The organism is Fulvivirga lutea (assembly GCF_017068455.1).
Classification (GTDB): Bacteria; Bacteroidota; Bacteroidia; order Cytophagales; family Cyclobacteriaceae; genus Fulvivirga; species Fulvivirga lutea.
Window position 1 is genome coordinate 1349300 of sequence record NZ_CP070608.1, and the last position, 11986, is coordinate 1361285.

12 protein-coding genes are annotated in these 11986 nt (G+C 33.8%); 3 read left to right on the top strand and 9 right to left on the bottom strand.

Annotated elements, in window-relative coordinates; genetic code table 11:
* The first annotated feature begins 92 nt into the window (after positions 1 to 92).
* Entirely contained in the window at positions 93 to 1253 is a 1161-nt protein-coding gene (locus JR347_RS06225) for a DJ-1/PfpI family protein (protein ID WP_205723187.1), read from the top strand.
* A gap of 190 nt (positions 1254 to 1443) precedes the next feature.
* Positions 1444 to 2004: a TlpA family protein disulfide reductase gene (locus JR347_RS06230; protein WP_205723188.1), complete on the top strand. Its 561-nt coding sequence runs from the start codon at positions 1444 to 1446 to the stop codon at positions 2002 to 2004.
* A 236-nt stretch (positions 2005 to 2240) separates the two neighbouring features.
* Here JR347_RS06230 and JR347_RS06235 read toward each other — a convergent pair whose 3' ends face one another.
* The 9 genes from JR347_RS06235 to JR347_RS06275 form a co-directional block, all read right to left on the bottom strand.
* Positions 2241 to 3044 (bottom strand): hypothetical protein, encoded by an 804-nt coding sequence (locus JR347_RS06235; RefSeq protein WP_205723189.1) that lies wholly within the window; start codon positions 3042 to 3044, stop codon positions 2241 to 2243.
* Positions 3041 to 3601 (bottom strand): hypothetical protein, encoded by a 561-nt coding sequence (locus JR347_RS06240; RefSeq protein WP_205723190.1) that lies wholly within the window; start codon positions 3599 to 3601, stop codon positions 3041 to 3043. Before JR347_RS06240 ends, JR347_RS06235 begins: the two co-directional genes overlap by 4 nt.
* Entirely contained in the window at positions 3588 to 4247 is a 660-nt protein-coding gene (locus tag JR347_RS06245) for a hypothetical protein (protein WP_205723191.1), read from the bottom strand. The genes JR347_RS06240 and JR347_RS06245 overlap by 14 nt, the downstream gene beginning before the upstream one ends.
* On the bottom strand, positions 4202 to 4918 hold the full coding sequence (locus tag JR347_RS06250) for a hypothetical protein (RefSeq protein ID WP_205723192.1): 717 nt from the start codon (positions 4916 to 4918) through the stop codon (positions 4202 to 4204). The genes JR347_RS06245 and JR347_RS06250 overlap by 46 nt, the downstream gene beginning before the upstream one ends.
* Positions 4919 to 5248: 330 nt before the next feature.
* The gene (locus tag JR347_RS06255; RefSeq protein ID WP_205723193.1) at positions 5249 to 5782 is read right to left on the bottom strand and encodes a DinB family protein; all 534 of its coding nucleotides are present in this window, start codon (positions 5780 to 5782) and stop codon (positions 5249 to 5251) included.
* A 78-nt stretch (positions 5783 to 5860) separates the two neighbouring features.
* Positions 5861 to 8488 (bottom strand): ABC transporter permease, encoded by a 2628-nt coding sequence (locus JR347_RS06260; protein ID WP_205723194.1) that lies wholly within the window; start codon positions 8486 to 8488, stop codon positions 5861 to 5863.
* Between the two features lie 4 nt (positions 8489 to 8492).
* The gene (locus tag JR347_RS06265; RefSeq protein ID WP_205723195.1) at positions 8493 to 8831 is read right to left on the bottom strand and encodes a PadR family transcriptional regulator; all 339 of its coding nucleotides are present in this window, start codon (positions 8829 to 8831) and stop codon (positions 8493 to 8495) included.
* A 348-nt stretch (positions 8832 to 9179) separates the two neighbouring features.
* Positions 9180 to 10088, bottom strand: a complete 909-nt coding sequence (gene bla, locus JR347_RS06270) for a class A beta-lactamase, subclass A2 (protein ID WP_394369451.1) — start codon at positions 10086 to 10088, stop codon at positions 9180 to 9182.
* A gap of 1 nt (position 10089) precedes the next feature.
* Positions 10090 to 11046 carry an AraC family transcriptional regulator ligand-binding domain-containing protein gene (locus JR347_RS06275; protein ID WP_205723196.1) on the bottom strand — a complete coding sequence of 319 codons (957 nt, stop codon included), beginning with the start codon at positions 11044 to 11046 and terminating at the stop codon, positions 10090 to 10092.
* Between the two features lie 104 nt (positions 11047 to 11150).
* Between JR347_RS06275 and JR347_RS06280 the strand changes: the two genes are divergently transcribed.
* Complete coding sequence (locus JR347_RS06280) at positions 11151 to 11981, top strand: type II toxin-antitoxin system RatA family toxin (protein ID WP_205723197.1); 831 nt, start codon at positions 11151 to 11153, stop codon at positions 11979 to 11981.
* The last annotated feature ends 5 nt before the right edge of the window (positions 11982 to 11986 follow it).

The following is an 11986-nucleotide window of genomic DNA, read 5'->3' on the forward strand; positions in this document are numbered from 1 at the left end:
ATCAGTCCGTTCCTTAATCTACATTAAGGTTTTATTCCAAATACTACCCGTCCTTTGCCTAAACGTAAAATCTCAAATTGATACGAACTGTAATGAAGAAAACCAAAAAGATTACTCTAGTCACATCAGTAATTATTTTAGCTGCCACCATATTATACTCCTGTGCAAAACCGATACGTGAGTTCTATACATTTGATAAATATATTGGACCATCATTAACTAATGAGCCCAAGTTGGATTATAACCCAACGCTACCAGTTGTTGTAATTGTAGCGGATAATAATGGAACTGAAATATTCGACTTACTAGCACCATTCTATTTGTTGAGAGAAACGTATAGTGCCAACGTGTATATTTTGGCTCAGGAATTCCAACCCATTGTTCTAAGAAAAGGACTTTTTCTATTACCTCATTCTACTTATGATCAATTTGATCTGTTAAATGTTGACCCCGATATTATTGTGATTCCTAATTTATCAGCAATGGATAAAAGCGAGCTGAATGGAGATATTATTGGTTGGATTAAAAAGAATTACCAGCCAGAAACACGAATTTTATCCGTATGTGATGGAGCACTCACAGCAGCGGCAACTGGAATTTACGATCAACACCCTATTACTACGCATGCTTCAGACCTTGATTTTCTAAGAAAACAATTTGCAGAGCCAGAATGGGTAAGGGGTAAATCGTATACTAAAAGCCTTAATTTATATAGCACCGCAGGAGTTTCAAATGCTGTTGAAGGTTCATTGAAAGTAATAAAAGACTTTTTTGGTGAGGAGGCACAATTGGAGCTCATTAATCATATCAATTACCCGCAACAGATTATCACAGATGAACACAAAGGAGAAGCAATTACTTTTGGTCAAAAGTTAAAAATTCTAAAAAAGAGTATGTTTAGCTCAAAGGAACAGATAGGCGTGATACTGCATGAAGGAATTTCAGAGTTCAACCTTGCCGCAACACTTGACGTATATTATCGTTCTTTTCCGCACGAGATTAAGAGTTTTTCATCGAAGAATATGGCAGTTACCACAAAGCATGGTTTGAGAATTTATCCGACCGGAAACATTGCTCAGATAGAGAATTATGAATTGTATGCTTTAGAAGATAGCCTAGGGTTTTATGATCAATCCGTCAAAGTGCTTAAACCAAAACAACGATATATTTTCGATTACTTATTAGACGAGATAGGTGAAAAACACGGTGAGGCTTACGTGCCAGTAGTAAAGGCTTTACTCGACTATGATTAAAATGGCTATGATGAACATCCGAATAACAAACAAGCTATTATTGAGCAGTGATTTACCTCGTTTGAACTTAGTTAACATGTGGTAAAAATTACCAACATTCAAGTGATGCAATACTTTTTGATTTTTGTCAAATGTTAAGCGTTATAAAAAACAGATGTTTGTATAGTCAAAAATTTCAAAAAATAAACATATGAAACGAATATCTATTTTAGCTAGCTTAAGCATACTCTTATTTCAAATAGAGCTTAGGGCTCAATTCCAAAAAGATGAATCTGGCAATCCAATAATTACACAAGAATTTACAAACATTATTCTCGATAAGGATTTTGAATATGTAGAAGGAGGTTCTTTAAATCTTAAAAAGTACAATGATAAGATTATAGTTCTTGACTTTTGGCAGACATGGTGTAAACCATGTTTAAAAGGATTTGAAGGACTTCAAAAAGCGAAATTAGAGTGGCCAGATAAAATTGAGATAATTGCTGTTTCTCCAGACTTGTTTGATGATCAAAATCAATTAATTCCAATAGTAGATAAGATAGAGCAAATTTTAGAATTCATGTCTAAACACGATTATCCTTTTGAATTTGTTCTTGGTAAAGAGCTTTCCAAAGATTTACCAATAAGGGTTATACCCTATAAAATTGTCATTGGGCTAGGCGGAAATATAATTGAATCTAAAACTGGTTTTGGTGATGGAGATAAAGAGTATGCCTATTTAAAGTCTCTCGTGGATAAGTATTTTCGATGATAGTTGCTCAAAAATTATCGGTTAATAAATAAAAGGATTTGATTATCTTATTGAATTACTTTCTTTGTTAGGAGTGCAGGATAAAACAAACACTATCACTTTATTAGCTTCCTTGTGGAACGATTTACGGTGTGAACACCTGCCTTTTACGGCAGGTAAATTTGCAGTTTACGGAACGCAGCACCGGCCGAGTACCGCAGATGCACCGCTTTACATGCCAAACTTTATTAGTACGTCTATTCTTTTATTTTAAGGTATCTACTACTGATCCAACCGTACATTTTTTGAGCTAAGCCTTCTGGTGAATTTGAATCAATATAGTAGAACTCATTTGTATTTTTTGGAATGTTATTGTCAATCATCGCATAGTACCATACTCTACCTGTACTATCAGTTTTTTGTGCTAATGCCATGCCTTTATCTCCTGTTGTAAGTTCGCAAATAACATTCTCGTTGCTTATTTCAGGTGTTAATCGAAGTCTGTATTTAGGCTGGGTCACTTCAAAATTCTGTCTTAGGGGAAATTCATTTGGTATTTCGGTACCTCCAAAAAATAAGACCGTTTTTGAAACAATTGCTGAATCAGATTTAAATGGATTGATTTCAATAATATGATGTCTATTCAAAAAAGGAGGCTCGCTGTAGGCAACTTCATTTAGAGAAACATTAAATTGACCTTTTATCTTCTTTAACTGTACGTCAATTATTGAACCTCTTTTATCTAGCACATTTTTGAGTCTAGTCCCTTGATTTATGAACAGCTCAAAAATTGGTTCATTAGAATTTTCAGGCCAATAAAAAAGTAAATCGGGTTTGTCATCATTATTTAAGTTGACTAGATGAAAAAGGTGAGGAAAATTGGAATAGAATGATTCTAGTTGAGAATTGAGTTTACTAACCGACTCTATACTTCTATCACTTTGATCAATCTCTATTTGATTCCAAGGTACTGTATATTTTTCAGCTGAATTGATACGGTAGTGCTGAGCATTGCTATAAAGCGCAAACAATATAATAACAGTGGTAATAAAAGTTCTCATGATTTAAAGTCAGGATTTACCTCATTAAGTTGTGTCGCGAAAATTTCAAGGTGGTATTTCAAATCCGATAAAATGGTATCATTTTTTGTAAGCTTGATGGTTTTTGGATATTGGTGGATTTGTTTCTTTTCTAACTTTGTTAAGCCTTCTAAGTATAAGTAATACTTATGCCAAAGATTACCCTTTTCATAGTCCAGAACAATGTTAATTCTTGCATTCTGATATTTACCTGAGATTGTAATTATATAATTCCATCCATTAGATGTCTCTAGTATTTTAAATCCATGCTGGGTTAAAAACCTATAAACTCCAGTTTCCTTTAAGTCCTTAATTAGTCTTTTATGTTGGGCATAAAGCAAATAAATAATCCAAAGTATTATGCCGATCCAAAATATACTAAGGAATAGTAGATTTACCAGATTAGATTCTAGATCTATAGAACTCCACAGTGGTATTATTATGGTCAGACAAATCGCAACAAAAAAAAGTACAGCTTTCTTTATACCTGAAAGGTACTCAATGAAAGTTCTGTTTTTCAATTGACTAGAATCTATCATGAAACTCAGAATAGGGATGTCTTTCGTTTAAATATTTGAATGGTTTGCTAATATCGATCGTCCCTGCACCGATTTCATCTATTTCGCCATTCTTGGAAATGACGATCCAGTGAGGTTTGAGACTACTCCGAATATCAGTATGATAATAAACCCTATACTCCAGTAATAAAGCATTACCTAAATCATGATCATAGGCTATCTCTTTAATGTAAACAAACCTTAAGAGGGTATTTATATCATAATAAAGTTCAGCTAAATAAGATCCCATTTCAGCTCCCTGGTAAACTCTAAGCATGCGTATCTTAAAATCATCATCAACGAATAACTCTTTATGATGCGTGTACTCACCCATTGACCCCAGATCATTTCTATGCTTAGTTAAAGACCCCTTATCTATAAGGTTGTTAACCTCTTTGTAGATTTCTCTGATGTCAACAATATCCGGATGGGTAAGCCAATTATCTGTTCTAAGTTGTTCTTGAGCAAATGAATTGAATGTAATAGAAATACAAATTATGATACGAATCGCTTTAATCATTTTTAAATTAAGATTGAATTTCTTGATGGAAAAAATGATTATGAAGTTAATTTCAGGTACCGCTATTCCCACCATTTTGCTTTTTCTATTTCTGAAGCTTTTTTCCATTCCTCAGAATCAGGGTGAGCGGTGTAAATTATTCTTAGTGGCCACCAACCTACTTCATCATACTTTGAATTTGGAATTACATCCGGACCATCACTTATATTGAAATCTTCTGGTGTGCAAGGAATTTGATAGTCTGACCAACAACAGACTATTTCATTTTTGGAGTTGTAGCCTTTCCATTTACCTATGAAACTCCATATTCTTGGCAGGATAACATAGGATCCATTGGCTTTAACGACCTGATTATCCTCAACTGACCAGTAGGCTGTGAATTGCCCCTCAAAAATACCAGAAGATTTATTTGTTGGGTCTTCCCTTAAAATAAAATGGCCTGTTATTACTCCTTCCACATCGATAATTTCTGATTCTACTTGATGTGCCTCCGATAGCATGAGATTTCCTTCAAACGGAACAATGTTATTGCCAACTTTTGACTTACCCTTTAGACTATAAATAAAATCATTCTCCGTTTTAGATACATTACTAAACTTAAACGTGATTCTTCTGAATTTCTGACCAATTATACCTTCATGCTTAAATTCAGTATTTATTAGTCGTGCAAAATCAAGATTTTTGACTTGATGGATTGTATTCTCATTACTATGTTGTAAGTCCTGTCCATTAGCATGAAAAGAGGTTAGAAATAAAAGAAGAGATATTAATTTTTTCATTTGTCTAACTCAGTCGAACTAAGCTAATGATTTTATAGAATTTTATCAGGACAAAATGTGTCTATATGATTAAGTTGAAAAAGTGTAACAATAACTTAAGCTGTGAACACCAGCCTTTTTCAGAAGGTAGATTTGCAGTTTACGGAACAAAGCACCGGCCGAGTACCGCAGATGCACCGCTTTACCAAGGGTAATTTGAGTGGCCTAACTTTAGCATGTCTGAAAGAAGAAAATACTACCTAGTGCTCGCTATAATCGTTGTAAAATGCTATCCTAAAAATATTGGAATAGAACGAAATATTATTGGTTTTTAGCTCTAATTGTCTTTTGTTAATTGGTATTTAAGTTATTGATAATATTGTTTTTGTGGTGTAACACATGATAATTTGTAAAATACATCATTTCTTTGATAGTCAGCATTCCCAAAAGTGGATGGGGAATTCTAAGTGTATTTAATTCCTCTTCTGAATATTGTTCTAAGGTATTTTCTATTTTATTAGTTATTTGAAAAAATTGATTCAACAGGTTTGCTCTTTCGTACCCATTCACTTTTACGGGTAAAAAATTTCCAAATGCCTTGTAACCCTCCGAAAGTTTGGTTTTATATCGATTTGTTAGTGTGTAATAATCGGATGAAATACCTCTACCTTTTCCAAATTTATTTATGATTAATTTCTTGTTTGGAAGTATACTTGACAGAGGTTTTATGCTCTTCAAAATATGATCTAACTCTTGCGCTGCACTCCATTTTGTGTTTCTCCCAATTGCAAATTCTTCGTTCGTGAGACTATTCAAATATTGGAAAAAATCTAGATGTCGTTGTTTAAATTCTTGAATTAAATCTTCTTTAGTGTAATGCAGCATAATTCTAGGTCAAAGCCGATAAATCCTAATTAGATTAATCACCATTAAATGAGAGAATTAAAGGGGGAAGTATAAACGTCATTCAATTCTCAAACCATTGACAGGATTTGATTTATTTATTTTTCGGATTTGTGTAGATATAATTAGCAATAATACGAGACTAAGAATCGTAATGGCAATTCCCAAAATCTCGATTGACATTGGTAAGTGATAACTATAAGTGAAATTTAAGATAAACCTCATAATGTAAAAACTTACGGGTGCGCCAATAACGGTTGCTATAGAAAGTAGAATTACATATTGTTTCGAGATATTAGAAGTTAGACTCTTAATTCCTGCGCCTAATACCTTGCGAATGCTGAATTCTTTAATGCGCCTAGTGACATTCAGCGTTATGAGGCCATACAACCCCATGCTTGCTAATAATATGGCTAGGACTGCAAAAACCTGCCAAACATGAGCGTGGACATCAATTCGCTCATAATAGTTGCCCCATACGTCCTCTTGATATCCTCCGTCAAATGGTATTTCAGGGTATAATTGAGCCCATATAGCTCGAGCAGCCTCATAAGTCTCTTTTTCGGAACCAGGTCTTACCTTCATTGATAAATAATTAAAATTATCTTTTTCGGCTAATTTAAATATTGTGGGCTGAACCTCTTCACCAAAGTTATCGCTATGTACATCCTTTGCCAATCCAATGATGGTATACTCTACTGAATCAATTTTGAATAACTCATCGATTGGATCAGTGAGACTAAGTTTGTTTACGAAAGTTTCATTGACAATTATTTTTGTTTTATCGCTTTCAAAATCTTCATTAAAGACACGACCTTTTAGTAAATCTATCCCCATAGTCTCGAAGTAATTGTCCCCTACAGAGAATTGATCTACCTCAAATTGTCGGTCAGGTTTATTAATTACTATTTGCAGCCGATTTTTCCCCAGATGGTGTTTGGCGCCTGACACTGACAATACATTTGGGTTCTGTTCAAAAAGAGGCTTCATTTTTTCAAAGCCTGAATCATCAGGAATTGATATATACAAAACCTGTCGGTTATCATAGCCCCAGCTCCTTTCTGATAAATAATTTGTGTTTAAGGTGAATGTAACTGCAGCTGTTATAAAAATATATGCAAGTATCAGCTGAAAACCCAGCAGTAATTTTGTCAACCTGTTTTTGCTTCCAAATTTTACAGACCCTTTGAGTATTCCGGTTATCTTAAGTGAAGAAATATAAAAAGCGGGATAACTTCCTGATAGTATTGCTGTGAATAACAGGACAGCGGGTAGGTATATCCATAAAGTTGGGTCGATAAAAGTGAACCCCATGTTAAAGCCGTTGATCTCTTCAAACCATGGAATAAACAGAACGGCTCCTAATAGTACTCCAAAAGCTAGCGCAAAAGAGGTAATAACTATATTTTCTGTCAGGAATTGTACAATGACTACCTTACGAGAAGCCCCGACAGTCTTTCGAACTCCTATTTCTTTAAGCCGCCTAGTTGCAGATACAATTGCGATATTAACGTAATTCAAGCATGCCAGAAGAAGCATCGCACCGGCAATGAAGGATAAAAAATAACTAGCTTCTATATTGCTCTTGGAGCCTCTGACAATCCTATCTCTTATGTTGTGTGAATTTAAATGTAAAGTGGTTAATGGTTCGAACCCGAAAGAAGCAATCACCCACTCTTCATTAACAGCACTGTTGTGAAAATGCTTGTATTTCTCCATTCGTTGCTGAATAGATGAAATGTTGCTGGGGTCATCTACCTGTATTAAAGTGGCATCCAGTGTTTCATTCCAGTCTTGGAAATCATATTCAGGAGATGAATTTCTGAGGTTCTCAATATTAACCAGGAAATTAAAACTAATCGTCCGAGACTCGGGGAACTTTTTAGCCACACCAGAAACTTTAAATACCTTACTCGTGGTTTCATCAAATTTTAATTTTATATCACGTCCTATAGGATTGTCTCCTCCAAAATACTTGATGGACATATTTTCACTTAAAATGATGCTATTTATATCGTTTAATGAACTGGATGTTCCCCATTTCATTGGAAAGGTGAGCATCTCAAGAAAATCGGAATCTGTAAATCGCACTGTTTCATGAAAAACATTGTCTTCAAGTTTTAGTATAACATTCCTATCTTCAATTCTTGAGACCTTTTCAATATTTGTAAAATCATTTTTGAGCATTTCAGCAAGTGGCTCAGGAGACTTGCCAAACTGTTGTAACGAACCATCGCGATCGGAAAAAAATGTAACAAGATATACTTTATCTTTATTTTCATGAAACTGATCTGTTTTATAAACAAACTGAATATAGGCATAAACGAAAATGACAAGACCTATTCCTACAGACAATCCGAATAGGTTTATGAATGAATTTAAAGGGTTTCGCATCAGATTTCTGATGGCAACTTTTGAGTAGTTTTTGAACATAGCTGCTTGTATTAATGATTTAAGTGTAGTTCTAGATTTTATATTTGAAAATTCTTCATCGGCCATAGGACTGATTTCTCCAAATTCGGAAACCGCCAAATCAAAAGCCTCTTTTTTATTGTATCCTCGAGCTTCGAGATCATCAATATGATCTCTGATATGTAATTCCATTTCCAGGATTGTACCATCATCAAAAGCTCGATGTTTTCTAAAAGATCTGAGCCAGGTTTTTATAGCTTTATCAATATCAAACATGAGTCTAATTGGTACTTTGTTTCACATTCCACAGCTGGTCTAGCACAGCATTTACTTGTTGCCATTGCTGTTTTTCTTCTACAAGAGATTGCTTGCCTGTTTCTGTGATTTCATAGTACTTTCTCGGTCTTGTATCGTCTTCCATAGACCAGTTTGATTTTATCAGACCTTCTTTTTCAAGACGGTGAAGCACAGGATAAAGCATGCCGTCCGAATACTCCATTTTACCTTCAGATATCTCTTTAATTTTTTTAATGATCAAATAGCCATAGCTGTTACCCTGCTTTAGAATTCCAAGAATTATAGGCTTTGTAGAAGCTGCTGTTAAGTTTTTAGATATCATACAATTGATAATGTTAGTTACTTAATATTTCTATATACATAGAAACACAAAGTATTACGAACGGATTAATATAAGGTTGCATATTGAGAGTTTTTTTTACTAAATAGATGTTCGTTTTCCATCAAATTAGGAGGGAATTAGTACTTAATAAGTGACAACGATGGTGGTGACAATAATTGGTTAATTTGTAAGCATAGTTTACACACTACGTGCAGCAATCAATTGACGTCTTGCTTAGTATTTTAATGATCACGCCTTTCACATTCTTGATAAGAATGTATGAATCGAATCTAATGTAATTCTAAAATTTCGGATAATTATTTGTTGTAGGTTGACAAGATAGATCGGTCATTGGGTATTAAAATAGTCCCACGCTGATTTAGAAATATCAGCTATAATTTTCTCGTTTGTTTCTAATTCTTCAAGTGATTCGGTAATAAATATGCTTATTATATAATACTTACCATCCGGAAGGAAAATTATTCCAATGTCGTTTACAGCAGCAGTAATACCTGATTCTTTATTTTTACCTGACCATCCAGTCTTATGAGCAACAATTGTTTTTTCAGGTAATTGTCCTCTTAGTCTGTATTTTCCTGTTTTAGTTTCTTTCAATATGTTCCATATGAAGTCATAATTTCTTTTTGACAACAGGCCCTTTTTATTTTCATAGAACGTTATTAGTATTTTGTTTGCTTCTTTTGGTGTTGTCCAATTTAGAAACTGTAACTCCCAATTATTTTGCATTGTCTCTTCATTAATTTTAACTGAAAAATCATTAAAGCCAAGACTCGAGAAATAATTTGTAACGACATGGGGGCCTCCGAGGAGTTTTAAAAGAACATCGCAACCCACATTGTCACTCAAGGCAACTGTGTATTCTATTATTTTTGAAACAGAAAGAGTAACACCTTCAGGGTATTTAGTGCGTATTGGACTCCATAGGCCAGGTAATAACTCATTTTTAGTAATTTCTATTTTCTGATTATGAGATAAATTACCTTTGTCTATTTCATTTAGAACAGTTAACGCAATTGGTAACTTGAATACGCTTTGCATTGGAAAATGTCCTTTACCATTTATACTAAGTGAATCCTTTATATCGATACCATTGATAACAACACCAACCAGAGCATTCTTTACATTTATAATTCTGACAATATCCTGTCTTAATGTTTCAATTGTTTGAGAATTTCCTTGAACAAAGAATGTAAAGAGGATTAACAGAGAAAAATATATTTTCTTCACTCTTTTAATTTTAATTGACCTTCCATGATTTAGCTGCATGTAAATAAGCACTTGAATCAGAGTAGCCGAGGATAAATGCAACATCTTTGGTTTTAAGGTGTTTTTCATTTATTAAATATGTTGCCAGCTCTTTTTTAATAGTATTGGTTATACTTCTAAAGGAGCTCCCCTCTTTGGTAAGCATTCTTTGTATTGTACGCCTACTATAAGGCATTTGCTCTTGGACTTGCTTGAAATTTGGTATTTCTGGTGAGCACATATTTAGAGCAATATTCCGAATCTGATAAGCAAATTGGTTGCTATGGTACGCATTGGAGTTTAACATGGAAAGAAATTTGGGAAGTAATAATTCTATTTCCTTTACTCTGGTGCTATTTATTTCAGTAGATAGAAGCTCAGCCGGCATAGATAATTGATGATGATCATGATATTGGGTTTTGCCATTTAGTATTTCTTCAAATACTTTTCTATTCTTATGCGGTAAACTAATCATTGGCTCAAAACCATCTGGCAGCATTAACTGAAGTTCTCTGAACATTATGGCTATTACCATATCTAAAATCTGAGACCTTAACGAATGATCTTCAATATTACTTTCAAGTCGTAAATAGTAGCTACCATTAGATTCAACCGTTTTTAAACTTACAATAGGAAATTTATACTTTAGATAGTTTTGAAGAATTAAAACAGCTTGTTCAATACTCGATGTATTCAATGATATTTCAAGTATTAGGCCTAGTGCTCCCAAGTTTAAAAAGCTTCCGAAATTTAATCCTATGTATTCCTTATCCGAGCGGTTAATAACATGCTTGAAGGCGGCCAAGTAATCCTCGGCATCAACATAAGCTTCATGGTCCAAAAGATCAATATTTAGATTTTTCATCTTTTCGGAAAATACAACAACATCAATATTTTGATATGAAGCATAAACCAAAAGGTTGTGCATGTAGGGTGCTGAAATTTTCATTTTATAAAGTTCAATAATCTGGCGCAAAGTATCAATAATTTAAATGTTGTATCTGATAATTTCACTCCAACAATAATTTTCACTTTATCAACAACTTTAAGAAAATGAATACTTTACAAAAATTTTTAGCAGCAAATGCCTTATTCTCTACTGCCATTGGAGTTGAATTACTCCTATTTCAAGAAGAAGTGGAACAACTTTTTGGACTTCCTCATTCAAACTTCTTTTTCATATTAGGAATACTTTTATTGGTCTTTGCTCTTACTCTGGTTGTAGAAATAATAAAACAACGCGCGTTGCCTGTTTTATGGATAATAGTACAAGATGTACTCTGGGTAGTTGCGAGCATTATTATATTAATTTGGGATCCTTATAACATAACATTTGAAGGCAATATAGCCATAGCCGCTGTGGCAGCGGTAGTAACAGTTGTAGCTGTAGGACAATCTAAAGGTTTGGCAAGAATGGATGAAGGCAGCCAAAGAGGGATGAAAATATTCAGATTTAGTAGAAAAGTTAAAGGAAGTAAATCAAAAATATGGGAGGTAATATCTGATGTAGGAAATTATCATAAGGTTGCACCAAATATAGACGGTGCCAAAATAGTATCTGGAGAAAAAGAAGGGTTAGTAAGGCAATGTACGCATAAAGGTGATTCATGGACTGAAACATGCACTTTATGGCAAGATGAAAGGCAATATTCTTTTAAGGTTAATACTAATGCACCAGATTACCCTTACCCACTAAAAACTTTAAGCGGAACATGGAAAATTGATGAAAATCTTAATCATGAGAAGGAGATTATTATGGTTTTTGAGTTTGAATATAAAAAGCCCATACATAATGTTGTGTTGCACCCATTAATGAAATATCAATTCACGAAAGTTTGTGAAGAACTTTTGGATAAATGGCAGGAAATGATTGAGAAGAAATAATTCAA